Below are 26,395 nucleotides of genomic sequence, written 5' to 3' on the forward strand. Positions count from 1 at the left end.
CTTTTTGCAAAACGGTGGTTTTTACAAATGTTCATGCCTTTTTCCATGTGCATATCGCTAGCTTTATGCTTTCGCCCAGCCACGCTTTGCTAAATGTGGCCATGACCTTGAATATGGTAAACTGGAAAAAGCACGGCCAATCCATTACAGGAAGGATGAGATCATGAGCAATTGTATTTTTTGCAAAATCATTGCAGGGGAAATTCCAAGCGTCAAAGTGTACGAGGATGAACACGTCTACGCTTTCATGGACATTATGCCTTTATCGAAAGGGCATACTTTGCTTATTCCGAAAAGCCACCGCGAGTTTGTCTACGACATGACTTCAGAAGAAGCAGGCCGACTGTTTAGCGTCGCGCCGAAAATCGCCAGCGCCATTAAAGAAACTTTTGAACCGGAAGGCATGAACCTGTTGAATAATAATGGGGCAAAAGCCGGCCAAAGCGTTTTCCATTTCCATTTGCATTTCATCCCGCGCTACGGTGCAAGCGATGGATTTGGAGCCAAGTGGATGACCAAGGAAAAAGAATACACGACCGAGAAAATTCAGGAGCTTGCCGAACAGGTCAAGACAAAGTTAGCCTCTGAGGCTTGATTTTTCGGAGCACACGAGATAAGATCAGAATACGTTTTTTCGCCGGCGGCCATGAGGGCACGACCGGGAAAAGAAACTAGTTTGAGCTGAGGAGAGATGAGAAATGAATACGAAAAATCTTGTGTTAATGGCGCTGCTTGTCAGCGTGGGTGCTACATTGTACGTCATGATTCCAGGCATCAACGGCGGTATGAAACCCGACTTTATGCTGACGATGATGTTTATCGGAATTCTTTTATTCCGCGATGTGAAAAGTGTCTTTTTGCTTGCTGTGACAACCGGCATCATTTCCGGCTTGTTTTCAAGCTTTCCGGGAGGTTTTTTCCCGAACATCATCGATAAATTCATCACAGCATTTGTCTTTTTCGGGGCCGTGTCGCTGTTGAGTAAATATGCAGCCAAACTGCCGGTCGGCATCGCCTTGACGGCTATGGGAACAGTGTTGTCGGGAGTTATTTTCCTGTCGGCAGCCATTTTCATCATCGGCGCCGATGTTCCCTTTACCGTGCTGCTCGCGACAGTTGTCGTGCCTGCTACTGTTTTGAATGGCGCTGCATTTGCAGTTATGTTCCCAATCATCACCAAACTTATGAAGCGTTCGAATTTCGAAAATTCAGCTGTAGCAAACGCACGCTGATGCGCAAAAGCCATTCTCCTTTAATTGGAGAATGGCTTTTTTATTGAATCACTATTCATTCCATGTTTTAATTAAGTGAAATAAAGGAAAAGACTAAATAGAGATGAAAGGAGCGTTCAAACTTATGAAAGTATCGAATTTTTTTGCAGGACTTGCTGCCGGTTTGGCTGCAGGCACCATCACGGCAATATTAACTGCACCAAAATCAGGTGAGGAATTGCGCGGTTCCATTAAGTCAAGTGGCACCGAATGGAAACAATCGATGAATGAACTAAAAGCGCGGATCACCGAATTGAAAGAATCAATCAATCACCTCACCGAAGAGTCTAAAGCACAAGTTCCGGAGGCAATGGACGGATTGAAAGCTTCCCTTCAGTCGTGGCAAGAAGGAACAGCCCCGGCAAAAGAACATTTGCAGTTGGAAATCCAAGCTATCCAAAACTCCATTGAACAATTGCAGGCTACCATCAGCAAAGACAAAGATGATGAAGAGAAAAAGCCTGAGCGGCCGACAGCGATTGACCCGAAAAAAGCCGACAATAACAAGAATTCTGAAACAGCCTGACCAATTATGGTCGGGTTGTTTTTTTTACCGAAATTATTTTACTATTCTCACTTTAATTCAGTTTGCTTTATTGCTATAATAAAGAAAATATTCTCGGGGAAAGTTGGTGCTTGTGTGAATGATAAAGAATATACGATGAAAGAAGCTATGCTATACAGCCAAAGAATAGGCCAATTATCAAAAGCGTTGTGGAAAGCAGTAGAAAAGGATTGGCAAATGTGGATAAAACCTTATGACCTGAATATTAATGAACATCACATTTTGTGGATTTCTTACCATTTGAAAGGTGCTTCCATATCGGATGTAGCGAAATTCGGGGTCATGCACGTTTCCACGGCCTTTAACTTTTCAAAGAAACTGGAAGAGCGCGAACTGCTGTCATTCTCGAAACGCGATACAGACAAGCGCAATACATACGTCGAGTTGACACAAAAAGGCGAAGAATTGATGCAGGAAATGATCGAACGCTACCACGACACGCCCCACTCTGTCGTTGAGGGCTCTCTCCCTTTACGCCAATTATACGGAAAATTCCCCGAGTTCATGGACGTCATGGCGATTATACGCAATATTTATGGCGATGATTTCATGGAGATTTTCGAAGCTTCTTTCAAAAATATCGAGAACCGTTTCAGCGAAGAAAACCACGTTATATCCGACAAAGAAAAAGCATAAAAAAGCTCGTCTAGAAATTCCCGATAGAAGGTTGCATTCCGTATCAAAACGTTGTATGGTATGTATCGACTCATCAACATTACACATCAATGGGAGATACGCATATGCATTGCTGGAAAACCATCAACGTAAAAAAACAATACGGAGCCGACCGTCTTTTCTTCATCTCTGCACTTATCGGGGCAGCCGTTTTCACGAGTTATTATATGCTGCTTGCCATTGCATACGCAGAGCCATTGTCTGATCAGAACTTTATGCTGTTTATGATTGGCATGCTGGCAATTTATCCTGTCCATAAATTACTGCATCTTGTGCCTTTGTTCGGAAGCCGCAAATGTTTGAAAATCAGCATCCGCAAACAACTGAAGCTATGTCCGACGATTTCTTTGTACATTAAAGAACCTGTGAGAAAATCACGCTTTATGCTGTCGCTCGTTCTGCCGTTTAGTGCCATCAACACGACCATTGTCGTTTTGAGCATCTTCTGGCCCGCTTACAGCCATTATTTCGCCATTTTATTGGCCTACCATAGCGCTCTATGCGTTACCGATCTAATTTATATGCGCAATTTGGCGCGTTCACCACGCCATGCGCTCATTGAAGAAAGCGATACAGGATTTGAGATCTTAGTGCCGCAACCGATGGCCTGACCTGCATTTTCCTTTTCGATTTGCTATAATGGAAGTTAAGGTCAGAGGGGAGGAAACTCATGATAGTCGCGTTAGTCGTAATTTTTTCCGTGTTTTATGTGTTCCAAATCAATCGGATGACATATGCACTTGTCACATCCCGGGAAATTCCCGAAGAAAACCACGAAAAGATTTTTCGAACCATTAATATATTGATACTCATTCTACTTCTTACATTATACGTCGGGGTGGAATTCAACCCGTAAGCACTTGCCAAAACAAGTGCTTTTTTTTTATGGAATCTGGAGCTGCCCCCTACTCTTTTACGTATTCGCAATTTTTTGGAACTTTTTATTTTTTCTTTCGTTTATGATATAGTAACTACTGAATCTATAAGAGTTGAGCTTGAATTTTAAGAGTCGATATCGCGCAAATCAGCCATGCTTTTCTATAGAAGTCTTTGCAGTTTTGCTCCATGTCTTATCAAATGGCTTTCATTCAGCTCACACCCACAAATTCAACTTAGATCGAAAGAAAGTTAGGAGCGAATTAGATGAAAAAGTCAGCCTTTACCTTATCCATCGCAGCAGCGGTTCTTGCGTTGTCGGCTTGTAGCGACAACGGTGCCGAAAGCGAAGTGCTTGTCACTTCCGAGGCCGGAGATATTACGAAAGAAGAGCTTTACCAGGAAATGAAGACATCCGTCGGCAACCAAGCGGTTCAAATCCTCATGATTGAAAAAGTGTTGGGCGCGAACTACGAAGTATCCGACGAAGAAGTCGACGCAGAACTCGAAAGCAACAAAGAAGAAATGGGCGAGAACTTCGATCAATTCCTGGCTCAAAACAACCATACCGAAGAAAGCTATAAAAAAGTCATACGCTTGAACCTGCTTCAGGAAAAAGCATTGACTGAAGGCGTCGAAGTGACAGATGAAGAAATTGAAGAGCAATACGAGCGCCAAGGAACTGAATTGAATGCACGTCATATTTTGGTGGCGGACGAAGAAACGGCGAACGAACTGAAAGAGGAACTTGACGGCGGAGCAGATTTTGCTGAAGTCGCTGAAGACAATTCAACCGACCCAGGCTCTGCAGCGAACGGCGGATCGTTGGATTGGTTCGGCACAGGAGCGATGGTTCCTGAGTTCGAAGATGCTGCTTATGCACTCGAAGTGGATGAAATCAGCGAACCTGTCCAGTCCCAACACGGCTTCCATATCATCCAAGTAACAGATACACGTGAAGTAGAAGGCCAACAACCGCTTGAAGACCAACGTGAGGCATTGCGCTCTGAAATCGCTATGGCGAAAGCAGACCAATCTTCGCTATTGCCGAAAGTTGCCGCTTTGATGGAAGAAGCGAACATCGACATTAAAGACGAAGAATTAGAAGGCGCATTGGATGAAATCCTGAATTCCGAACCAGCAGAAGACGCTCCAGCAGAATAAACAAAAAGCGCCCGACAGAACAGCTGTCGGGCGCTTTTTTTATAGCTTCGGTTTGTAGAATGAACGGTTGTCGAGTGCGAAGACGCGCTCTGAGAATTCGCCTTCTTTAGTTTTTCCAAGCACACGGTCGAGCATCATCATTTTGGCATCAATGTTGTCGATATAATGAAGGATTTCCGCTTCTTTTACCATCGGTTTTTTCGGGCTTCCCCACTCTTCCTTGCCATGATGCGACAATACGATGTGCTGAAGAAGCATGACTTCTTCACCTTCGATGCCCAGTTCCTCTGCCGCTTTCGCGATTTCGGTCACCATGATTGAAATATGTCCGAGCAGATTGCCTTCTACTGTATAGGTCGTTGCGATCGGGCCGGACAGCTCAAAGACTTTACCGATATCGTGAAGAATAATTCCGGAATACAATAAATCCTTGTTCAGGCTCGGGTAAACTTCGCAAATCGCTTTGCCAAGCTTGAGCATCGATACTACGTGATCTGCAAGCCCGGACACATAGTCGTGGTGGTTGCGTGTAGCCGCCGGGAACGTAAGGAATTGCTGCTGATATTTCCTCAAAATATGACGCGTAATGCGCTGGATTTGCGGATTTTCCATTTCGAATAAATACTTGGTCACTTCTTCGTGCAATTCATCCGCACTTTGCTCGGCAGATGGCAAAAACTCAGCAATCGTCAAGTTTTCTTCCGGTTTTGCCGGACGGATGCTTTTGATGCGCAGCTGGTTTTTCCCTCGGTAATTATGGATTTCTCCGCCGACTTTAACAATCGTCTCTGCAGGGTATAAACGTTCATGCTCTTCTTTTGTATCCCACAGCTTTGCCTCGATATCCCCGCTTTTATCTTGCAAAACGAGTGAAATAAAGGGATTGCCGGTAGTCGTTACGCCTTTTTGCGATTGCTTGATCAATAGAAACTCATCAACGGTTTCGCCGACAGCGCGGTGTGTAATGCCTTTTGTCATGCTTGGATGCTCCTTTCAGGATTCGCCACGTCGATTTGCTGCGCTTCTGGCCAAGCGTCTAGCATCGCTTCGTGACAGGTGAAATAAATGAACTGATGGTCTGTCTGCAGCTCTTCCACCAATTTTATCACTTGCGTCCCTCTACGGCGATCAAAATGGACAAAAGGATCGTCCATCAAGATTGGAAACGGGTGCGAATCTTTCAAAGTCGATGCTAACGCAAAACGCAGCGCCAAATATGCCTGTTCTTTGGTTGCTTGGCTCAGCTCGATCACACGAAAGCGCAGGCCATCTCGCCGTTGAGCTTCAAAGTCCCCCTCTGGTGTCAACGCCAAACGGACATACGCACCGTCAGTCAAGCGTTCAAAATAACTTTCCGACAGCGCAAGGACAGCCGGCAGCTTGGTTTCCTTGAGTTCTTCCATCGTCTGGCGGAACGCTTCGACGATCGCCTTGTTGATGGCCCACTCTTTTGCCGCTTCCTGGAACTCTGTTTTTTTCTCTTCCACTTGCTGCAGCTTTATCGCGTGGCTGTCATCCGATAGTAGATGTTTTGTCTGCTGTTGTTTAGCTGCCTGCTCTTCCAGCAAATTTTTGCGCTCGTCCGCCAAATGATCTAGCGCTTGCTGCAAGTTTTCAAGAAATTGCGTAATGCTTCCTGTTTGTTCATCCAATCCATCCGGCCTCGCGACTTCACCGATTGCTGCCAGCTGCGACTGAACCATCTTCAATTCTTCTTGTGCAGCAGCCGCTTGTTGCGCCTGTGTGGCTGCTCGGTAAAAATCATCTTCATCTCCGACAGCTGCACGCTTGAATAAATCACGTGCGGAATGTGCCAGGCTGTCAAGCCGTTCTTGGCATTTCCTCGACTGTTGTTCCAACTGCTGCCGCTTCTCCCTGGCCTTCTCTAATCGCTGCACCCGCTGTTGGCGCATTTGCCACTCTGTTCGGAGTGCCGTCATCACGCCGTCGGCTGACACTGGCTTGCCGCATGCAGCTTGCGCATCCACGAGCCACCCTTGCTGCTCGCACTCCAACTCCTGCAGCTCTTTGTTGATCCGGCCCAAGCGCAACTTCACTGCGTGTGCATCGCGCAATTTATCGAACAAAGTCAAAATTGTAGAGCGCGGCGTCTCTTCGGAAAATCCGAGCGAGCCAATAAATCGGCGGTATTCCACCATTGCCGAATCGCTCTCATCGCTTGGCCATGAAGCGAGCTTGCGCTTGCTGGTTTCAAGTGCATCAAGCCGCTCATCCAATCCTTTATCATACTGAGAAAGCCTCGCTAGCAAAGCTTCGTATTCCGCCTCCTGCCCCGCGTAACGCAAGATGAGTTCATGGTCATCCGAAGGGCTTGATTTCCGGTCGCGAAGCCACAGCCATAGCGCCGCCCCTGTTGCCATCAATGCTAACGCGCCTGCAAATAAATCCGCTGTCGAAAGTGCTATGATCAGCCCGACTGTTCCGATAGCAACCAATAAATACAAGGCGACCCGGTTGTTTGCTGCTGTTCCTGAACGTTTGCTGCGCTCTGCCTTTGCCAGCTGGAGCTGCGGAGCGATTTCACCCCATTGTTCTGCGCGTTGCCGCTGCTCTTCAGGCGGTTCGGCTTCCAAATAACGCTTTAGCTCCTGTTCTGCCGCCTTCATCTGTTGTCGTTCTTCTTCCAAGCGGCGCCTTTGAAAAGCTTGTTCTTCTTCAGCTGCTTGGACAGTTGCCAATACTTTTTTCAATTGCTCTTCCTGTCCAAGTGAAACATCCGCCGACAGCGCCTGCTCATGGTTCATGCCGCATAATTTCAACAGCCGGTCGAGTTCATCATCGAGCCGGTTGCGTTCTTCGCGTTTCAACTTCAGTGAAGACGTCAATTGATGCCATTCGGCTTCACGGCCAAGCAGCAGCGACAAGGCTTGGGTGTCCGGCATCTCTTCTACTTGCCCATAGTGGGCTAATTCGCTTTGAAGGAACGCCGCCTCTGCCAGCACTTCATTTTTCTGGTCAAGCAGCCGCTCATACTGGCGCACGCCGCCTTCTGGAAAGTCTTGTGTACCTGCTGCCGCAAGCGGCTCTAATTGTTTCTGGCGCTCTAGGAGTGGTGCTCCTTGCTGCCATTTTTCCGCTTGTTTCATTGTCTGCGACAAACCACGTTCCTGTTGTTCTAGTTCATTGAGGCGGAGTTTGATTTGCTGCAGCCGCTGTGTAGCCGGAAGAAAGCTTTCTGCACGGCTTTTTGAATCGCGCAATTCCTTTTCCAATTGGCGCAGCTCTTCGGATAAACGATTGATCAAGGGCAGTTTTCCAGCCTTCTTGAACAATTCGCTCATCTCCCGTTCCAACTGGCTTTCCATTTTACCAGCATGGTCGACACCTGAAGTTCCTGAAGATAATAAAGTACGCGTCAGTTCTTGTTCGGTCATCGCATCGAGATCTTGCAATTCATGGACGGAAAAAGAAAAAATCGCTTCATAGGAAGACCGGTCATAGCCTCTCAGCAATTCGCCCAATTCCGCCTCTCCCCCGCGGCGCCCGTCTTCGAACCATACATTGACATCTCCAGCTGACTTGCCGGCTGTTCTCTCCACCACAACACAGCCATGTTCTGGGTCGATTACATGCAGCTGTCCGCCATATTTTCCGCCTGCTTTCGGTTCGTAACGCTTATGGGCGTGGCTGCGTGCAGAAAATCCGAACAACATTTGCAAAATAAATTGTTGAATGGTTGTCTTCCCCGCTTCATTCTTTCCGAAAAATACCGTGATGGGCGCATTCAACTCAATTGTCCGGTTTTCATGGCGGCCGAAGCCGTAGATAATCAGTTTTTCCAACTTCATGTTTGGTCCTCCAATGCCATCAGTTGGCGGATTTTCCGTTCAGCGCCTGCGCGCAATTCTTCCCGTAATTCATCGCTGAGAGGAGGCAGAAAACGGCCGCTTTTAGGATGGTTGTAAAGTTCAGTTAATGCTTGTTTCCATTGCCGGTCCTCCCAGCCTTCCAGCCGGTCGGCGATTTGTTTGCCGAACGGGGAAATCTCTGACATCGATTGATTGCTGTCAAACGAAAGCTTGGCAATATGAATAAACCGCTCTCCTTCACTGAGCGCCTCGCGTAATGTTTCCAACAGTTCAGTGGGCACGACACTTTCTAGCATATGCAGCGCAGCTTCGCCTAAATTGTAGAGCTCGAGCTCTGCAACAAGAGCGGTTTCATAATCTGCTAGTTGCTCTTCACAGGCAGTGAACACTTCATTCATATGCTGCACCCCACTGCAATCGATTGCAATCCGCTCAAAGCGGACCGCTTCGACAGCCACAAACTGCAAGCTTGCTTGGCCTTTGTCCAATGAAACATCATAAAACCCTTTGGCTCCGCTTTCTTTCCGGTGCCGACCTTGCAGGTTTCCGGGATAGATAATGGGCGGTTCTTCGGACAGATGCTGGCGTTTGTGGATATGGCCCAGCGCCCAATAATCGTAATTTTTCGCCAGCAATTGCTCTTTTCGAAACGGCGCATAGACAGCATGTTCGGTGTCGCTTTCCTCTGAGCCGTGAAGCATTCCGATCTGGATCACGCCCGATTCCGCTTGCGGATAAGAATCGACCATCGATTCAGCAATATGGCGTTTTCCATAGCTGAATCCGGCGATTTTAATGCTGGCACCGTTCACTGTCAATTCGACATTTTCCACATGTTCTTTGAATACATAAACATTGTCCGGCAGCGCGAAAGCTGCTCCATTGCCAGACAAATGGTCGTGGTTTCCATGGCTTAAAAATACCGGGATCTCAGCTTCAGCCAATTGCTCCATGCCTTGCTGGAATCGGTGCTGTGCTCGCAAATTGCGGTCTTCCTCATCGTAGATGTCGCCGGCGATCAGTACGAAATCGGGACGCGTCTCGAGCGCATATGAAATCAAGCGCCCGAAAGCGCTGAGCGTACTGTCCTGCAAAGTTTTCCATTGTTCGGCACCTAGCCCTCTCATCCCGGTGAACGGGCTCCCGAGATGCAAATCGGCGCTGTGGATAAATCGAATCGCTGTCATCTTAATCCCCTTTTCAAAAGCGAATATTTGTTCTTATCGTACCATTTCCGCAAACGAAAAAAAACTGCTTGCGGAAACTTCCCGCAAACAGCTTGTTGCTTATTTTTCGTTGCCGAGCCGAATCGCCTTGCGGATGTCTTTTAATGACTGGGAAGATCCATACATGAGCACCCCGCCGCGGTAAACGCGTGCCCCAAACCATCCCAAAATGCCGATCGTCAACAGCATGATCGCAATGGACAATAACGGCTCCCATAGCGGAATATCGAGCAGCCCGACACGCAAGAACATGACCAACGGTGCAAAAAACGGGATATAGGAAGCGACAGTCACATAGGTGGCTTCCGGCATGGAGATGCCGGAAAAGGCAATAAACGATGCGATGATGACCAAAATCATCATCGGCAACATCAATTGCTGCACGTCTTCAGTCCGGCTGACGAGCGACCCGAGTAAGGCGGCCAGCACTGCATAGAGAAAATAGCCGAGCAAAAAGAACAGAATGGCATAGAAAAATGTGCTGAACTTCACTTCGGAAAAGCCCATGACGCTGAATACACCTTCTGTGAGTTCTGAACCTGCGCTTTGGATCGCTAAATACCCTGCAAAGGCAAAAACGACCATCTGTAAGATGCCCAGCGAACCGATGCCGGCGATTTTTGCAAACATATGCTTAACCGGCGAGACACTGGAAATCAAAATTTCCATGACACGCGACGATTTTTCGTTAGCCACTTCCATCGCTATCATATTCGGATAATAAATAACCGCAATATAAATGACCATAATCAAAATATAGACCAGCCCACGAGCTTGGCTCAACTCTTCTTGGGATTTGGAAGATTCGCTGACCGCCTCGCGCTGCATTTCGACAGGCGCGAACAATTGGGCAAGCTCCGCCTCTTCAAGTTCCAACTGCTGGGCAACCATCGCTGTCTGCAAGTTTTGCAGCGCATTTTCGATTCCCATCGCCTGGCCCAGTTCATTGGCCGATTCTGCTACATAGCGCGCGGCAATCCTGTCTTCCCCTTCTAATACGAGAAACGCATCTATACTGCCTTCTTCAACGCTTGTTCTTAATTCCGCTTCCGTCAGTTTAGTCGTTTCAAGCTGCAGCGCACTGTCGAGCTGTGCGAGCTGCAATTGCAACGGCTCCGTATAATTTCCGCTTGTGTCGAGAACTGGAAGGATTTGCTGTGCATTGTCGTCGCCATCGAACCCATCGATGATTTTCGGCAAATTCGCCAGCAGGAAGAAAAAGGCGACGACCACCAGGGTGGTGATCAGAAACGATTTCGTCATCGCTTTTGTTTTGAACGCCTGCTTAAAGATAATCCAGAAACTATGCATCGGTGCGCCCCACCTTTTCAATAAAGATTTCTTCCAATGTCGGTTCTTCAAGCGCGAATTGGCGCACCGGCCCCAACTTCAAGGCTTCTGTCAGCAATAATTGCCCTACCGATTCATCGGCAATGCGGAACACCGCCCCCGAACGCTGCGGCGTAAACTTCTCGATGCCCGGCAGCCCGGCGAGCAGAGTGATATCGGCATCGCTATAAAGACGGACATTTTGCTTGCCGAACGAACGCTTGACGTCACGGATCGAACCGTGGACGATGAGTTTTCCTTTATCCAAAATGCTCATATTGTCACATAATTCCTCTACGTGGTCCATGCGGTGGCTGGAAAAAACGATCGTCGCTCCTTGCTGCTGGAAATCCAGGATCGCCCGTTTCAGCATTTCGACATTGACGGGATCCAGCCCAGAAAACGGTTCGTCCAAAATGAGCAGTTCCGGTTTATGTAAGAGTGAGGCAATCAATTGGATTTTCTGCTGATTGCCTTTTGACAATTCTTCCACTTTCTTGTTGGCGTAATGCGGCACTTCAAAACGTTCCAGCCATTCCTGTGCACCCAGCTCCGCCTGTTTCTTGTCCATCCTCCGCAAACGCGCCAAATAGACGAGCTGCTCCTGTACTTTCATTTTCGGGTATAAGCCGCGTTCTTCTGGCAAATAACCGATATACGGACTGTCCGCATAGCTGATGCTGCGCCCTTTCCACAGCACTTCGCCTGCAGTCGGCGCTAGCAGCCCGAGCGCCATCCGGAACGTCGTCGTCTTGCCAGCTCCGTTGGCTCCGAGAAAACCATGCATCTGCCCTTCTGACACATCGAGTGAAATATCATCCACTGCTGTAAAATCGCCGAACTTTTTTGTTGCTTTACTGATGGATAAGCTCATTGAATAAATCCCCCTTCGCCTTTCTTATACGCACATGCCTGTAAAATGTTTCACAATTGCAGGACATTTCGGGCTAAACCCGATATACTTAAAATGAATTACCGTTCAGAAAGGGGTGCCGCGCATGAGAACTTACAAATTGACTGCTTTTGAAAAAACCGGCGAGTTGATTGAAGAAACAACATTCACCGCTGAAACCGATGAAGAGGCCAAACAACAAGGGCTTGCTTTGCTTGAAGAAAAAGCGCTTACTGAAAAAACACACCGGCTTGCATCTCCCGCTGGTAAATTATTATTGTTCCATTCCTAAAAGCATGGCAACCGCCATGCTTTTTATGTTATGCCCTTCACTGACTCCAGACTGTCGATTGCCCATAAAAAAAGAATGGCGAAAAATCGCCATTCCTATTATTTCCCTGTAAAAGACGGTTTGCGTTTTCCGACAAATGCCTGAATGCCTTCCAAGTGATCGGCGGTTCTGCGCATGGCTGACTGTCCAGCCGCTTCGCCAGCGAGCACTTGTTCCAATTCGCCGAGCTTCAGGTTATGTAGAATTTCTTTCGATTTGCGCATCGCCGCTACAGGAGACGCAAGCACTTCATGCGCATACTTCTCGGCATGCTCCAGCGCTCTGCCTTCAGCCGTGACATCTTCGATCAAGCCCTTCGACAAGGCATCATGCGCTTTTAATACTTGCCCTGCCCAAATCATTTGCTTCGCTTTCGGCACACCGACGCGTTCTTTCATGAAGAAATGGCCGCCGCCATCCGGAATGAGCCCGATGCCGATAAAGTTCATCGCCAATTTGCTGCTTTCTTCCGCAACGACACGGTCGCAAGCGAGCGCCATGCTAAAGGCAAGTCCTGCTGATGCCCCGTGTATTGCGGCAATGCTCACTTGAGGCAAAGTGTAGAGTGCTGTCGCCAAACGGCTGACGTCTTCCATGACAGAGTCGATATCCATCGGGTTGTCCGGATCGACCATTTCCTTGATGTCGCCGCCGGCAGAAAATGCACGTCCCACTCCGTGGATAATCAACACATCGACCGTATGATCGTTTTTCATCGTTTCAAAGCAATCCGCCAACTCTCTCATCATTTTGGCGTTCATCGCATTCATTGAATCCGGCCGATTCAGCACAAGATAAGCCAGTCGCCCATCTTTTTTCAACATGATTGTTTCATACATAAGAAAAAGACACCCCTTCGTAAAAATGAATTAGCATTCATCTTTACGTATTCGGTGTCTTTTCCTAAAATCCTTTTTTTGTATTTAATTACATGCTTTCGTAAAGTGATTGAACCGGCTTGATCAATACGCGGTTCACTTCTTCGATCATTTGGCTAAGGCCCATTTCAGCCTCAAGCATCGTCAAGATCTTTTGGTTTTCCTGAGCTGCTTGTGCAGTTGCCTGTGCGCCCATCATTTCTTCTTCTGTGATTTCTTCGCCTTGCTGTTGCTTTTGCTGCAAAGTGATTTGAAGATCGCGGAATTTCTTGAACAATTCATTTGCTTCGCTGTCAGCTGTTACATCTGCAACCGCCTGCTCGAGCTTTTGGAATTCCTCTGTTGAACGGAATGTTGATTCCAATTTGTTAATGTCGTCATAAATGTTTACTGCCATGTAAATCTCTCCTCTACCCTAAATTCAGCACTGTGACGAGCAAACCCTGGAGTATGCCGATAAAGCCCCCCAGAAAAGCGCCCAATACTGTGATCATTTTGAATTCTCTCCGTGAAATCCCAAGCACCAATTCTTCCAAACGGCTGAGCGGCAGAGAATCGACTTGCTGTCTGACCATATTTTCCATGTCGATTTTCAATATGGTCTCTTCTAACTTCTGCTCTCCCATTTCAAACGCGAAGTCTGTAATGAGAGGCGTAATATTGACACTTGTCCATTCTAACCCTCCAGGCCATGTCTCTGCAAGTGTTGCGTCCAGCCTGTCCGAAATCCCCGCCTGATCGCGGACGTATTGCTTGATGGCCGCAATCGCGGGTTCTGCATCGAATTCCTTCAGAATGTCTTCAGCTTGCTTGTCCTGGAGCTTTTCCCATTCCCTGAATGCCAAAGTTCCAAGCAATTCAAAAGTTTTCGGGGAGTTGAGGAATTTGATAATCTCCGATTGAGTTTTGTCGACAATCGAACGGGAATCCCCGAACAGATTATGCAGCATGTTCCCAAAACGGCCGCGGGATACTAAAAACTCATCCAATAAGCTTTTGACGGTTTGGCGCCCTGCAGGTGAAGTGAAATAATCCGATCCCCGCGCAATGGCGTAATTAACCCCATCAAAAATCTTTTGTTCTGTTCCTGCCCGCCATGTATCCGGAAGCAGCTCGCGCACCGTCTTCCCTGCGATATAAGCTTCGACAGCCTGCCTGTTGCGGTCTACAAGTCCGTCGAGCTTGGCCTCCAGCTTTTCATCGACATTGCGCTGCTTGGCAATTTCTAGCCAATCATTGAATGTTCTGGTTGATGAAAACAAATGCTCGTCCAACTGGCGGTTCAGCCAATTCGCTGTTTTTTGATGCATCGTTTCATTGAAAAATCGTTTTTTGAATGTTTCGGGTGTCAGCAAATGCTCCACGACAGTGCGCCCGAGTTGGCGCGACAATTCATCGCGCCGTTTAGGAATCAATCCCGGCGTGAATGGCATACGGAATTTCCCGATGTATTTCGCTTCATATGGCCAGAACAGCATTTTGATCGCCAAATGATTGGTCATGCCGCCGATCAAAGCACCGATGAACGCCATCAGCGTTAACGTGATTAGTAAATTCAACTGGGGTCACTCATTTCTTCTTTGTCTATTGCGCCTCTTCCCCTATAATGGAAGGAGACGATCAAAGGGGGATTCCGATGCTGCAGCATTTTAAATTTAAGCCGATGTTCGAAGACAGCCGGCTGCCTGGCTGGAACATCTCATTTTTTTACCGCAATGAACGGGTACGCGGCGAGTATCATCCGGACGGATCGATCGTTTGGCAATCCGCTCCGCCGCAAGACGAGGAAGCCATCAAGAAAATGGTCCATGAGCTGATGCTCTACCATGTATACGATTAGAGCGCCGGAAAAGTTCCGGCGCTTTTTTTCGTCTTTCTTTCTGCGAGCCATAGCTACATTATAAGGACACAAGCGCTGCTTTCACAACAATTGCGAATTGCTTCACGTAAAAAGACAAAAAAAGGGGGTGGCCCCTTACCCAACATTATGGGTAGAAGCCATCCCTGATTGAATGCGATACATTTGGCGGTAGATGCCATCGTGATCCATCAATTCATCGTGCGTGCCGGATTCTGCAATTTCACCGCGGTCAAGTACCAAAATGCGGTCTGCATTTTTGATGGTCGACAAACGGTGGGCGATGATGAACGTCGTCCGGCCTTTTTTCAGCACATCCATTGCATGCTGGATGATTTCTTCTGTTTCCGTATCGATGTTCGACGTCGCTTCGTCCAGTATGAGGATCGCCGGGTCGAATGCCAGTGCCCTTGCAAACGACACAAGCTGACGCTGCCCGGAAGACAGCGTGCTGCCTTTTTCCACAACCGGCTCGTCGATGCCTTTCGGCAAATGTTTCGTCACACGTTCACCGCCGACAGCCACAAGCGCCGCTTCAGCTTTTTCACGGCTGACGCGTTCGTCACCGAGCGAGATATTGGATTCGATCGTACCGGTAAACAAATATGGATCCTGCAAGACAATGCCCATGTGCTCGCGCACCGCTTGTCTTGGCAAGTCGTTGACGTTGACACCGTCGATCAAGATCTGCCCTTTCGTCGCGTCGTAAAAGCGGAACAATAAGTTCATGATCGAACTTTTTCCGGATCCTGTGTGGCCGACAAGCGCCACCGTCTCTCCTTGCTGCGCTTCAAACGACAAATCCTTCAAGACATATTCCTCATCTTTATACGCAAACCACACTTCCTCAAAGCGCACGTTGCCGCGGTAACGCTCGACCCGCTCGTCGCTGACCGGCTCACTCGGGCGATCCAATAAGCGGAAAACGCGCTCTGCTGCGACAAGTGCCTGCTCTAAGCGGCTAAACTGGTTGACGATACCGCTGATCGGATTGAACAAGCGGATGATGTAATCAACGAATGCGTAAAGAACACCGACCGTCACGACCGTGTTGCCGGTCATTGAAGCACCGCCAAAATACCAGATGAACAATACGAAAATCATCGAGCGCAAAACACCGACCAAATTATACGAGGCCGCTGCTTCGAGCACTAATAATTTCTTCTGAAATTTGAAATGCTCTTGGTTGAGTTCTTCAAATTCGCCTTTCATCTGCTTTTCACGCTGGAATGCTTGGATAATGCTCATCCCTTGGATCGATTCATTGATCATGGCGTTCATCTCACTGACTTTTTCCCGGACGATATGATTGAATTTGGAAGCATATTTCCGGTAAATGAGCATCCAGCCATACAGCAAGGGCACGAGCACAAAGGCAATCGCTGCCATGCGCCAATCCAGATAAAACAACGCGACGTAAATTCCTGCCATATACATGAAGCTCGTCGCAAATTGAGATAGTACGGTAACGAACAATTCGCGGATCGCTTCTGTATCGTTGGTGATGCGTGCGACCACTTTTCCTGCCGGCAAATTATCGAAATAACTGATCGGCAAGCGCTGGACTTGTTCGAACACATCCGTTCTCATTTTACGGATGATGCGGTTAGCTCCTTTTTGCAGCAAAATATATTGCAAATAGCGAAACACGGCCGTCACGACCGACAGTCCGAGAAACAGCGCCAGAAGCTGTGCGATCGGCCCGAATTCAATTCCGCCGGTAGCCGTCGCGATGTGCTCATCGATGATTTCCATCGCAATGAGCGGTGCCGCGAGATCGGCTGCAACTGCGACCGCAAGGAAAATCAAGCCCCAAATAATGACACTTTTAAACTGCATTGCATATTGAGTTAAACGTTTACCTGTTCCCATTATTGCACCTCCCCGATTTGCTGGCGGAGGAATTGTTCATGATACCAACCTTGTTTTTCCACCAAGCCGTCATGCGTTCCTTCTTCGATGATGCGGCCATCGTCCAGCACGACAATCCAATCGGCGTGTTTGACTGCAGACAACCGGTGCGTCGTGATGATTGTCGTTTTTCCTGCCCGTTCCCGTTGGATATTCTCGATAATTTTCGCTTCCGTTTTGGCATCGACTGCCGATAAGGAATCATCTAAAATCAAAATTTCCGGATTTTTAATGATTGCCCGCGCAATCGAAATGCGCTGTTTCTGCCCGCCGGATAGCGCCACGCCCTTTTCGCCGACCAAAGTTTCCAAACCGTTCGGCAGCATGGCCAAATCTTTTTCGAAATACGATAGTTTGATGGCTTGAAGAATTTCTTCTTCTGTTGCCTCTGGTTTACCGAACAGAATGTTTTCCAGAATTGTCCGTGAAAACAACACGTGGTCCTGCGGTACATAACCGACCCAATCGCGCAATTGGGCTTTACTCAGTTCGTCGATTTCGATGCCGTTCACTGTCATCGAACCTGCCCCAGCCGGGTATTCTTTTAGCAGCTGCTTGACGAAAGTCGTCTTGCCGCTGCCAGTTTTTCCGACGATGCCGAGCGTTTGGCCACTGTTCATCGATAAATTGATGCCTTGTAAATTGATCGATGTCGACAATGGATACGTAAAGCCGAAATCCCTAAAATCGATTTTTTCCGGAAGACCGGCTTTTTGGACTTTCTTGGGATCGGCGACATCTTCCTCGTAATCTAAAGTTTCGTTGACGCGGTCGATTGAAGCATTGCCGCGCTGCAAGATATTGATCAATTCGCCGATCGCAAACATCGGCCAGACGATCATGCCGAGGTAGACGTTGAACGCCACCAAATCCCCGAGCGTCATTACGCCTTCAGAAACCAGGAATGCACCATAGCCTAGGCCGATGACATAACTGACTCCAGTCAGCACTTTTGTCACCGGAGCGAACAAGGCATCGATGCGCTCGACTGCCATGTTCTTTTCATAAACGTCTTGGGTCATCTTATTGAATTCCCGTTCGGATGAACGCTCCTGCACGTAAGCACGCACGACACGGACGCCGCCAATCGACTCAAGTACGCTATCGTTCATGTCCCCGAATGCATCTTGCGCCAAGGTATAGCGCTCATGGATTTTTTTGCCGAGCAATTGCACGACAATCGCCAAAATCGGCAATGGCAAGATTGCTAAAAACGTCAATTCCCAGGATACCAATACGCCCATGGCGACCACAATGGTTGCCATATACAATGTCGAGTCGACAAGTGTTAAAATACCGAACCCTGCCGTCTCGGAAATCGCTTTTAAATCATTCGTGGAGCGGGCCATCAAATCTCCCGTCCGGTTTTTTTCATAGAAAGTCGGCGTCATTTTAAGAAAATGCCCCATGAGGCTCGAACGCAATTGGCGTTCGATTACATAAGCGCCTCCGAATAATTGATATTGCCAGACAAAATTGATCAAATAAGCCAAAATCATCGCCGCCAGCAACACTGCGACATACTGCCACAACAAACCGCTCGTCAATTCCTGTTGGGCGATGGCATCAATAGCCACCCCGATCAACCACGGGGGTACGATTTCGAGAATGTTCGCGATGAATAGCAAGCTCACGGCTGTCGTATAACGCAGCCAGTTTTCTTTAAAAAACCATCTTAATTTCCATAATACATCAAACATAATTACGCCTTCTTTCCGTTTTCGGTTTGCTAATCGCCTTCAAGCGATTCCTTGATAAGTGCTTTTTTCATGCAACGTTTTTCCATAATGCTTCTCTCCCTTTTCTTTTTTATTTATTTAAGCAGTTAAAACTGTTTAAACCACAAAAAAGCGCATACCTGTTTTCAGGCATGCGCTCATGAAAATAGGACTGGATGCACAGACCCCGCCCGAAATTTTCTAGTCACGAAATAAATATTAATGAAAAAAAGTCGGAGTGTCTGGCAATGCTATGCAATTAGTTAAAAAGTGCTTGCGAATTTTTTTCATTGTCCAAACCTCCTTTTCCATTTATTTGATAATTCAAGAGTAGCATTCGCTTTTTTGAATTGTCAAGCTATTTCGAAGTGAATGACAAAATTAACCGAAAGTCCAACTTTCCAGAACGTGGAGCCTCTTCGCCTGTGCAAAAGGTTTGCCGGCCAGCCAGTTTGGGGAACAGAATAGTAACAGTAAATATCAAAGGCGGTGACAAGAAATGTTTAAAAATATCGCAATCGCTTACGACGGATCGGAAGGCAGCCGGGAAGCACTCGATAAAGGCATCGACTTGGCTGCTCTTCTCCCTGACGCGAAACTGACAGTCATCTATGTGAATGATGAAACACCCGAACGCGCTGGCTACATGAACGTCGGCAATGCATCGGCACCTGTCATGTCAGCAAATGTCGACAGCACTTACGCACAGTACACACCGCATGGCCTTGGCGACGACGGCTACCGTCCCCCTCATGACCTCGACAGCGGACGCACGGCAGAATACTCGAAGCATATGCACAATTCCATCCAGCAACAACTTGATGCAAAGAATGCCAAAGCATCGGTGTTGGCACTTGAAGGCTCTGTCATTAGAACCATTATTGGTTTTATCGAAGAGCAGAACGTTGATTTATTGATTGTCGGCAACAGCGGCAAATCAGGATTGCAAAAGTTTTTTGTCGGCTCTGTCAGCAGCAAACTCATCAAAGACTCGGGCTGCACGGTTCTCGTAGTGAAATAATCCCCCTGCAGGATGCAAAATCTACATCCTGAGGGGGATGTTTATTTTAATGACATATTTTTGACATAATTAAATGAATATCATATATTTATCTGTTTGTTATCAAGGCTACATGGGTAAAGAATACTAATTAACTCAAGCTGGAAAATTTAGAAAGGAAGAAGGGGTCAGCCATGCCGAGACATACTGTATATTTTTTATCATCACACCAACATCGCGGGCTAATGGCTGAGATATGGGCGAGCCGCTTAATGCTGCCGGACTGGGAAATCAGAAGTGCGGCATGGAAACAGCCATCTTTCAACGAAATTCCTTTTGAAGTTTTGAAAGAAATCATTCTGGAAATCCCGCCGGTTGAACAAAGGCTTTACGATCCTAATGAAGTTAAGGAAGCCGATTTGATCATCGCCTTGCATGACGGGGAGTTTGAACAAAATGACATTCCTGTCGATTTGCCGATGCAGAAATTAGTGCGCTGGAATATCCCAAACCCTGAAATCCGCAGTACAGATAGGGATGAAAAATGGGCGCTATACCAAGAAGTATGTGATGTCATCGCGATGAACATAAAAGAAATGGAACCATTGCTCCGGTCACAATATGCACAGTGAATAAATTTAAAGAAAAAGCCGACAAGTCAAAATTGACTTGTCGGCTTTTTCTTTATTCTTTATACAACACTGCACGCACGGGGCTTCCTTCTCCTCCGCGGATTTTCAAAGGCAATGCAGCCAATTGATAGACACCCGCCGCGACATCATCCAATACGATACCTTCCAAGATGAAGCGCTGATTGCGGTTCATCGCGTGATGCATGGGCAGTTCCTTGCTCGTCTCGGGATCGACTGATGGCACATCGACCCCTAGCAGCCGGACGCTCTGGTCTTTCATCCATTCGGCAATCGCCGGGTCGAATACCGGCCAAGCGCCAGGAAACGCGCTGCGGTCTTGCCACGCGGCCGTCTTCAACAGTACGGCATTGACCCCTTGCACTAGCTCATCCAGATCATCCAGCATCACTCGTTGCTGACCTGACACGTCCATCACTTGGGCAGTCGTCAAATATACATCCAGCGGCAATTCGTCGGTCTTCAAGCCATTTTCATCGTAATGGAACGGCGCATCGATATGGGTGCCGATATGCGTACTCGATTTGAGTTCGCCGATATTCACCGATCCACTCTGCTCTTTCGTCACCGATAAGCGATAGGAAAACGGCGTATCCCCCGGCCATTCCGGAGTTAAACTATCCAGAGCCATCGAAATGTCTATGATGGATTTTGCCATTTACGCCACCACATTTCGTTCGTTGCTGAATTCTTTATAGCGTTCGTGTTCGATAATATCCTGCAAGGTAAGCGCCACTTTCTCCACATCTGCAAAACTTGTGTAGAAGGCGATCGGCGCAAGGCGGATAATATCAGGCGCGCGGAAGTCCGGGACGATGCCCGCTTTTTTCAATGCTTTGCAGATGCGCGCCGCTTCCTTGTGGGCAAGCGCGATATGGCCACCGCGCTGCTCATCCGCTTTTGGCGTGACGTCTATTAAAGATGGCACCAGAGCCGCAAGCCTTTCGCGCAGCAGAGCCGTCAACTCTAGCGATTTCTTGCGGATCTCACCGATCCCTGCTTCTTCAAACAACTCCAGGCTGCCGATCAGCGGCGCCATGCTGAAAATATTCGGCGTGCCGACCTGATAGGCGCCTGCCCCTTCCGCTTTCGTGAAGCTATGGTCCATGTCGAATTGCTTCGCCTTGTCCGAACCGAACCATCCGGCGATCCCTGGATTCAAATCGTGATGGCGCTCATGTAAATACAAGCCGCCTGTACCGCCGGGGCCTGAATTCATGTATTTGTAATGGCACCAGACAGCGAAATCCACGCCATCTGCATGCAAATTATGCGGCATGGCTCCAGCCGAGTGTGCCAAGTCGAACCCGGCGATGATGTCTTTTTTATGTGCGGCTTGGGTAATCTCGCGCAAAGGCAGCAATTGCCCGCTTCGATAAAGGACCGACGGCAGCAACAGAACCGCTACATCGTCTTTCATTTCCGCTAAAATATCTTCCAGCTCGAGCGTGTAGCCGTCACGGCTTGATACTTTGCGCATCGCAACTGCCGGATCTTGCCCGCGCAGACGCAGATGGCTCTCTACTGCATAAATATCAGATGGAAAATTCAGCTCATCTACCAAGATCACAAAACGCTCATCTGTCGGCGCATAGACTGTCGACAGCATCTGATGGATATTCGATGTGATCGAGCCGGTGACCATCACTTCATGCGCTTTCGCCCCGAACAATGGCGCCGCTTTCTCGCTCAGCGTCTCTGCCAGCGTAAACCACGGATGTTCACCTTCTGTCCAACCTTCGATGCCGAATTGTTTCCAGCTGTCCATCAGCGCAATAAGCTTTGCTTCAGCACGCTTTGACATGAGGCCGAGTGAATTCCCGTCCATGTAAATGGTTCCTGGTTCTACAAAAAACTGTTCTTTGAATTTAGCCAGCGGATCTTGTTGGTCTTTTTGTATAGCTGTTTCCACATCTCATCTCTCCGTTTCTATAGAGCATAAGCCAGCGCACCGAGAAGCGCCGTAATCAAGACGACTTTCCACGGAGCCAGTTTCAAATAGACTAACATTCCGAAGGCGGCAATCGCAATGGCAAAATCGACCGGTCCACGGATTGCGGAAGTGAAAACCGGGTCGTAAAGCGCCGCCAGCAAAATGCCGACCACCCCTGCATTGATGCCTTTTAAGGCTGCTTGAATGCCAGGTTTCGTGCGGATGACGCTCCAAAACGGCAATGTCCCGATGACCAATAGGAAGGACGGCAAAAACATCGCGACAACAGCAATCAATACACCGCCAGCACCGCTCATCAATTGCCCAAGATATGCGGACAAGGTAAACAATGGCCCCGGAACAGCCTGTGCCGCCCCGTACCCGGCGATAAAGGCATCCGCTGTCATCCATTCTGGCACTACTTCACGCTCGAGCATCGGCAAGACAACATGGCCACCGCCGAATACGATTGCACCGACACGGTAGAAAATATCGAAAATCGCAAAGGCGCTCGATTCGATGAATGGCCGCACAAGCGGCAGGCCGATTAGCAAGGCCGCGAAGATCCCCCACGCGGCAAGACCGGTTTTTTTGCCGAAAGTCAAAACGAGTTTCACCGCTTCCGGCGCCTGATCCTTCCCATATAATAAAAATCCGATGATTCCGGTCAACACGATAACAATAATTTGTGCCCATGCGGTCGGCACCAATAAAATGGCGATGGCTGCACCAAGGGCGATCATCAGCCGCTGGACATCCGGGGTCAACGATTTCCCCATTCCGAGCAGCGCATGCGCGACAACCGCCACGGCAACGATTTTCAAGCCTTGCAGCCAGGCAATATCGACAGAGCCGCTCGTAATCAACATGGCAAAAATCATCAATGCGATGACGGACGGCATCGTAAAGCCGAGCCATGACAAAAATCCGCCCATAATGCCTCCGCGCATCATGCCGATTGAAATGCCCACTTGCGAACTCGCTGGGCCAGGAAGGAATTGGCACAATGCCACTAAGTCCGCGTAAGCTTTATCATCTAACCATTTTCTTCTATGTACATATTCATCCCGGAAATAGCCGATATGGGCAGCGGGTCCGCCGAATGACGTCAAGCCAAGCTTGGTCGAGGCTTTTAAGATTTCAAGCCAGCGTTGTTTTCGATTCATTCTCCATTTCTCCCCCTTTTTTCTTCTTTTCTATCATAACCGTTTGCTTATATGATTCAATATTAAATGTATGTAAATTATTTTTACTGAATACTTAGTCTTTTAGATGTTATACTTTTGAATAAAGAATAGAAGCCATCGCAAGTTTGAATCTTTTCATTCAAGATTACCATTATTTCATTTCCAGGAGGTGCAGACTTTGCGCTCTTTCCACTTTGGAACCGGTGCAAAGGATTCATTTGGATATTCCCATACGTGTGGCGGCTTTTGCCGTCTTAATCGGTTCTACCGCATTTTTTTCCGCTTGCGAGTACGCGATCGTCAATATCCGCAAGTCGAGACTCACCGATGCGCTTGCCCAAAACGATAAAAAAACGACGGCTGCTTTAAAAGTGGTCGAACGCGTCGACGATTATTTGTTCGCCTGTCAAGTCGGCATCGCTTTATCGGTGCTCGGCCTCGGCTGGATGGGGCACGCTGTCGTTGAGCAATTGATCACTCCGCTCGCGGCGTACTTCGGCTTGCCCGCAGCACTTGCTGGATGGTCGGCATTTTTGATTGCTTTTTTGGCTGTAGCGCTTGTGCTTATCGTCATCGGCGAATTGTTCCCTAAAACTATCGCCATCCGCAATCCAGAACAGGTGACCTTAGCCCTCGCTTCCCCGCTGATTGTTTCGTACCGGCTGTTGTATCCGTTCATTGTGCTGTTCAGCGGCATTGCACGGATGCTTTCCTCCTTGTTCGGCATCGAAAAACTATCACGCAGCGAGATGGGCCATACTGAAGAAGAGTTGAAACTGCTATTGTCCGACAGTCTGAAAAGCGGTGAAATCAACCCTTCTGAATACGATTACGTCAATCGCATTTTCGAATTCGACGAGCGCATCGCTAAGGAAATCATGGTGCCGCGCATGGAAATGATCACCATTGACCACGATGCCTCTTTAAGTGACGTCTTTGCCATGCCTGGCATTGAACAGTTTACCCGTTATCCGATAACGGAAGGTGACAAAGACCATATCCTCGGCGTCGTCAATATGAAGCATTTACTGAGCGCCTATGTTAAAAATCCAGAAACCGCCGATTTCTTGGTCTCGGCATTTACCCAGCCGGTCATCCAAGTGATCGAGACCATCCCGGTCAGCGAATTATTACTGAAGATCCAGCGAGAGCGGATCCACATGGCCATTCTCCGAGACGAATACGGCGGCACTGCAGGATTGGTGACAATTGAAGACATTTTGGAAGAAATCGTCGGCGACATCCAGGATGAGTTCGACCTGGACGAAGCGCCGGACGTCCAGAAGCTAGGGGAAGATCATTATATTTTCAATGCTAAGCTATTGCTCTCAAGCGTCAACGAGATTCTCGGGATTGACATCGATGAAGAAGACATCGATACTATTGGAGGATGGTTTATGGACAAACATTTTGATGCGATCGAAGGACAGAAAATCATTGAGCAGGGGTTTGAATTCAGCACTAAAGAAGTTGATGGCCATCATATTGTTTATTTGGAAGTGAAAAAACATGTTCCTGCAACCACTCTATAGCCTATTAACCAACAAACGGTCCTCTTTTGGAGGGCCGTTTCCGTTTCACTATATTTTTAGCTGGAGATGAACTTCAATGGACTTATACGATAATCTCCGAAAAGGAGAAAAAGGAGCTTGGCTCAGCATCGGGGCTTATTTATTTTTGAGCGCCATCAAGCTGGGCGTCGGCTATTGGGGCGGATCCGAAGCATTGAAAGCGGATGGCCTGAACAATGTCACCGATATTGTCGCTTCTGTGGCAGTGTTGATTGGGTTACGGATCTCTCAAAAACCACCGGATGAAAACCACCATTATGGCCATTTGAAAGCAGAGACAATCGCTTCCCTCGTCGCTTCGTTCATTATGGCGGTCATCGGGCTGCAAGTCTTACTGAACGCAGCCAAAAGTGTATTCAATCCAGCACTGGAATCGCCTTCCCCATTGACTGCGGTCGTCGCTTTTTTCTCGGCGATCATCATGTATGGTGTCTACCGCTATAATTTGAAATTAAGCCAAGAAATCAAAAGCTCCGCTGTCCGCGCAGCGGCCTACGACAACCGTTCGGATGCACTTGTCAGCATCGGTGCAGGAATCGGGATTATCGGCGCCATACTCGGTGCTGCCTGGATCGATTCCATTACGGCTTTTCTAGTCGGACTCATCATTATCAAAACAGCGTTGGATATTTTCCGTGAATCGGTGATGACGTTGACCGATGCTTTTGACGAGGAATCCGTCGAGTCGCTATCCGTCTTGATCCGGCGCGTTCCCGGGGTGTTGAATTTGCGCGATTTCAAAGGCCGCATGCACGGCAATGTCATGTTCATCGATTTGACGGTAGGCGTTGCGCCTTATTTGAACGTTGTCGAAAGCCATTGGATCACCGAGGAAATTGAAAGAAAAATCCAAAAAGTGAAACCGAATTGCGTCGTCCTCGTACATATAGAGCCGGATTATTCGGTAGAGGAGGACGAAGAGGATGGTTGATTTTTACGATCAAAAAAAGATTGTCTTAGTTACATTCGGCGTTATTTTACTTATTTCCGCTATATTTATACCTGCCGCAGTTTTTTACCCGGCTAAAGTCATTTCCATCACACCGAACGCAGAAGTCGTTGGTACTTCCGGATTGTCGCTCATTCTTGGCGGTGGCGGTATCGTCTTGCTTGCTATCGCACTGTTTATACCCGCTATGATGGAACAGCCGCTGAAAGCCTGGCTCTTGTCAGGAATCGTTGCCATCATTGGCTTTGGGGCCATCGCTTTTTCACTTGGCGATTATTACTACATAACGCGGGACGGCTTTACCTATAACCCGCCGCTTGCTTTCGAATCGTCGACTTATACATGGGATGAGTTTGAGCGGGTCGAAGAAAAAGTCGGCAGTGCGAGCGGCACCAATTCCATCGAATCGGTCACCTATCATTTCCGCGACGGCGAACAAGTCGAATTTTCGAGCGGCCGAATCTTTGAAATGCACGGTTCGGTAACCAATCGTGTCGAAGCCGCCGGCGGAGAGTTCAACAGAATCCAGGAACAATGAACGAACAGTAAAAAACGCCATTACCCGACACGGTAATGGCGCT

The 26,395-nt window shown here is 48.0% G+C and carries 27 protein-coding genes; 14 read left to right on the forward strand and 13 right to left on the reverse strand.

The annotated features are described in order from the left end of the window. Positions 1–163 precede the first annotated feature (163 nt). The 7 genes from ACFO5U_RS14095 (at position 164) to ACFO5U_RS14125 (ending at position 4,551) form a co-directional block, all read left to right on the forward strand. Positions 164–595 carry an HIT family protein gene (locus ACFO5U_RS14095; RefSeq protein ID WP_377279735.1) on the forward strand — a complete coding sequence of 144 codons (432 nt, stop codon included), beginning with the start codon at positions 164–166 and terminating at the stop codon, positions 593–595. 103 nt (positions 596–698) lie between these two features. After that, the gene (locus tag ACFO5U_RS14100) at positions 699–1,232 is read left to right on the forward strand and encodes a tryptophan transporter (protein WP_377279736.1); all 534 of its coding nucleotides are present in this window, start codon (positions 699–701) and stop codon (positions 1,230–1,232) included. A gap of 124 nt (positions 1,233–1,356) precedes the next feature. Further along, positions 1,357–1,797, forward strand: coding sequence for a YtxH domain-containing protein (locus ACFO5U_RS14105; RefSeq protein ID WP_377279737.1), 441 nt, complete (start codon positions 1,357–1,359; stop codon positions 1,795–1,797). Positions 1,798–1,911: 114 nt separating this feature from the next. Further along, the gene (locus tag ACFO5U_RS14110) at positions 1,912–2,472 is read left to right on the forward strand and encodes an HTH-type transcriptional regulator Hpr (RefSeq protein ID WP_377279738.1); all 561 of its coding nucleotides are present in this window, start codon (positions 1,912–1,914) and stop codon (positions 2,470–2,472) included. A gap of 104 nt (positions 2,473–2,576) precedes the next feature. Next, positions 2,577–3,122, forward strand: a complete 546-nt coding sequence (locus tag ACFO5U_RS14115) for a DUF3267 domain-containing protein (RefSeq protein ID WP_377279739.1) — start codon at positions 2,577–2,579, stop codon at positions 3,120–3,122. A 59-nt stretch (positions 3,123–3,181) separates the two neighbouring features. Continuing rightward, positions 3,182–3,367 carry a hypothetical protein gene (locus ACFO5U_RS14120; RefSeq protein WP_377279740.1) on the forward strand — a complete coding sequence of 62 codons (186 nt, stop codon included), beginning with the start codon at positions 3,182–3,184 and terminating at the stop codon, positions 3,365–3,367. Positions 3,368–3,654: 287 nt separating this feature from the next. Continuing rightward, positions 3,655–4,551 (forward strand): peptidylprolyl isomerase, encoded by an 897-nt coding sequence (locus ACFO5U_RS14125; protein WP_377279741.1) that lies wholly within the window; start codon positions 3,655–3,657, stop codon positions 4,549–4,551. A 39-nt stretch (positions 4,552–4,590) separates the two neighbouring features. Here the strand turns inward: ACFO5U_RS14125 and yhaM are convergent, their stop codons facing one another. From yhaM to ACFO5U_RS14150, 5 genes are all read right to left on the reverse strand, one after another. Then, on the reverse strand, positions 4,591–5,529 hold the full coding sequence (gene yhaM, locus ACFO5U_RS14130) for a 3'-5' exoribonuclease YhaM (protein WP_377279742.1): 939 nt from the start codon (positions 5,527–5,529) through the stop codon (positions 4,591–4,593). Beyond that, a complete protein-coding gene (locus ACFO5U_RS14135; protein WP_377279743.1) occupies positions 5,526–8,360 on the reverse strand; it encodes an ATP-binding protein in 2,835 nt (944 codons plus the stop codon). Before ACFO5U_RS14135 ends, yhaM begins: the two co-directional genes overlap by 4 nt. Beyond that, complete coding sequence (locus tag ACFO5U_RS14140) at positions 8,357–9,568, reverse strand: metallophosphoesterase family protein (RefSeq protein WP_377279744.1); 1,212 nt, start codon at positions 9,566–9,568, stop codon at positions 8,357–8,359. Before ACFO5U_RS14140 ends, ACFO5U_RS14135 begins: the two co-directional genes overlap by 4 nt. Before the next feature lie 99 nt (positions 9,569–9,667). Then, positions 9,668–10,918 (reverse strand): ABC transporter permease, encoded by a 1,251-nt coding sequence (locus ACFO5U_RS14145; RefSeq protein ID WP_377279745.1) that lies wholly within the window; start codon positions 10,916–10,918, stop codon positions 9,668–9,670. Beyond that, the gene (locus ACFO5U_RS14150) at positions 10,911–11,810 is read right to left on the reverse strand and encodes an ABC transporter ATP-binding protein (RefSeq protein ID WP_377279746.1); all 900 of its coding nucleotides are present in this window, start codon (positions 11,808–11,810) and stop codon (positions 10,911–10,913) included. Before ACFO5U_RS14150 ends, ACFO5U_RS14145 begins: the two co-directional genes overlap by 8 nt. A 124-nt stretch (positions 11,811–11,934) precedes the next feature. Between ACFO5U_RS14150 and ACFO5U_RS14155 the strand changes: the two genes are divergently transcribed. Continuing rightward, positions 11,935–12,120, forward strand: coding sequence for a YhzD family protein (locus tag ACFO5U_RS14155; RefSeq protein ID WP_377279747.1), 186 nt, complete (start codon positions 11,935–11,937; stop codon positions 12,118–12,120). A gap of 98 nt (positions 12,121–12,218) precedes the next feature. Here the strand turns inward: ACFO5U_RS14155 and ACFO5U_RS14160 are convergent, their stop codons facing one another. The 3 genes from ACFO5U_RS14160 to ACFO5U_RS14170 form a co-directional block, all read right to left on the reverse strand. Continuing rightward, positions 12,219–12,998 (reverse strand): enoyl-CoA hydratase, encoded by a 780-nt coding sequence (locus ACFO5U_RS14160; RefSeq protein WP_377279748.1) that lies wholly within the window; start codon positions 12,996–12,998, stop codon positions 12,219–12,221. Between the two features lie 88 nt (positions 12,999–13,086). Continuing rightward, positions 13,087–13,434, reverse strand: coding sequence for a YlbF family regulator (locus tag ACFO5U_RS14165; RefSeq protein WP_377279749.1), 348 nt, complete (start codon positions 13,432–13,434; stop codon positions 13,087–13,089). 13 nt (positions 13,435–13,447) lie between these two features. After that, positions 13,448–14,596 carry a DUF445 domain-containing protein gene (locus tag ACFO5U_RS14170; protein ID WP_377279750.1) on the reverse strand — a complete coding sequence of 383 codons (1,149 nt, stop codon included), beginning with the start codon at positions 14,594–14,596 and terminating at the stop codon, positions 13,448–13,450. A gap of 77 nt (positions 14,597–14,673) precedes the next feature. Here ACFO5U_RS14170 and ACFO5U_RS14175 point away from each other — a divergent pair, with 77 nt between their 5' ends. Then, positions 14,674–14,877 carry a YheE family protein gene (locus ACFO5U_RS14175; protein ID WP_377279751.1) on the forward strand — a complete coding sequence of 68 codons (204 nt, stop codon included), beginning with the start codon at positions 14,674–14,676 and terminating at the stop codon, positions 14,875–14,877. A 135-nt stretch (positions 14,878–15,012) separates the two neighbouring features. Here ACFO5U_RS14175 and ACFO5U_RS14180 read toward each other — a convergent pair whose 3' ends face one another. Then, positions 15,013–16,767, reverse strand: coding sequence for an ABC transporter ATP-binding protein (locus ACFO5U_RS14180; protein ID WP_377279752.1), 1,755 nt, complete (start codon positions 16,765–16,767; stop codon positions 15,013–15,015). Next, complete coding sequence (locus ACFO5U_RS14185; protein ID WP_377279753.1) at positions 16,767–18,506, reverse strand: ABC transporter ATP-binding protein; 1,740 nt, start codon at positions 18,504–18,506, stop codon at positions 16,767–16,769. Before ACFO5U_RS14185 ends, ACFO5U_RS14180 begins: the two co-directional genes overlap by 1 nt. A gap of 517 nt (positions 18,507–19,023) precedes the next feature. On the opposite strand from ACFO5U_RS14185, the gene ACFO5U_RS14190 reads away from it, so the two are divergent. Together ACFO5U_RS14190 and ACFO5U_RS14195 are read left to right on the forward strand one after the other, a co-directional pair. Continuing rightward, positions 19,024–19,545, forward strand: coding sequence for a universal stress protein (locus ACFO5U_RS14190; protein WP_377279754.1), 522 nt, complete (start codon positions 19,024–19,026; stop codon positions 19,543–19,545). 173 nt (positions 19,546–19,718) lie between these two features. Beyond that, complete coding sequence (locus ACFO5U_RS14195) at positions 19,719–20,156, forward strand: low molecular weight phosphatase family protein (RefSeq protein ID WP_377279755.1); 438 nt, start codon at positions 19,719–19,721, stop codon at positions 20,154–20,156. Between the two features lie 52 nt (positions 20,157–20,208). On the opposite strand, the gene ACFO5U_RS14200 is transcribed toward ACFO5U_RS14195, so the two are convergent. Genes ACFO5U_RS14200 through chrA form a run of 3 tightly spaced genes read right to left on the reverse strand, consistent with a single transcriptional unit; the run spans position 20,209 to position 23,273 of the window. Then, a complete protein-coding gene (locus tag ACFO5U_RS14200; RefSeq protein WP_377279756.1) occupies positions 20,209–20,832 on the reverse strand; it encodes a cyclase family protein in 624 nt (207 codons plus the stop codon). Then, a complete protein-coding gene (gene kynU / locus ACFO5U_RS14205) occupies positions 20,833–22,086 on the reverse strand; it encodes a kynureninase (protein WP_377279757.1) in 1,254 nt (417 codons plus the stop codon). Between the two features lie 17 nt (positions 22,087–22,103). Next, entirely contained in the window at positions 22,104–23,273 is a 1,170-nt protein-coding gene (chrA, locus tag ACFO5U_RS14210) for a chromate efflux transporter (RefSeq protein ID WP_377279758.1), read from the reverse strand. Between the two features lie 239 nt (positions 23,274–23,512). Between chrA and ACFO5U_RS14215 the strand changes: the two genes are divergently transcribed. The 3 genes from ACFO5U_RS14215 (at position 23,513) to ACFO5U_RS14225 (ending at position 26,352) form a co-directional block, all read left to right on the forward strand. Then, positions 23,513–24,826, forward strand: a complete 1,314-nt coding sequence (locus ACFO5U_RS14215) for a hemolysin family protein (protein ID WP_377279759.1) — start codon at positions 23,513–23,515, stop codon at positions 24,824–24,826. Positions 24,827–24,902: 76 nt separating this feature from the next. Then, entirely contained in the window at positions 24,903–25,796 is an 894-nt protein-coding gene (locus tag ACFO5U_RS14220; protein WP_377279760.1) for a cation diffusion facilitator family transporter, read from the forward strand. Then, positions 25,789–26,352 (forward strand): hypothetical protein, encoded by a 564-nt coding sequence (locus ACFO5U_RS14225; protein WP_377279761.1) that lies wholly within the window; start codon positions 25,789–25,791, stop codon positions 26,350–26,352. Before ACFO5U_RS14220 ends, ACFO5U_RS14225 begins: the two co-directional genes overlap by 8 nt. The last annotated feature ends 43 nt before the right edge of the window (positions 26,353–26,395 follow it).

Origin of the sequence: Planococcus dechangensis, assembly GCF_042654465.1 — a bacterium.
Classification (GTDB): domain Bacteria; phylum Bacillota; class Bacilli; order Bacillales_A; family Planococcaceae; genus Planococcus; species Planococcus dechangensis.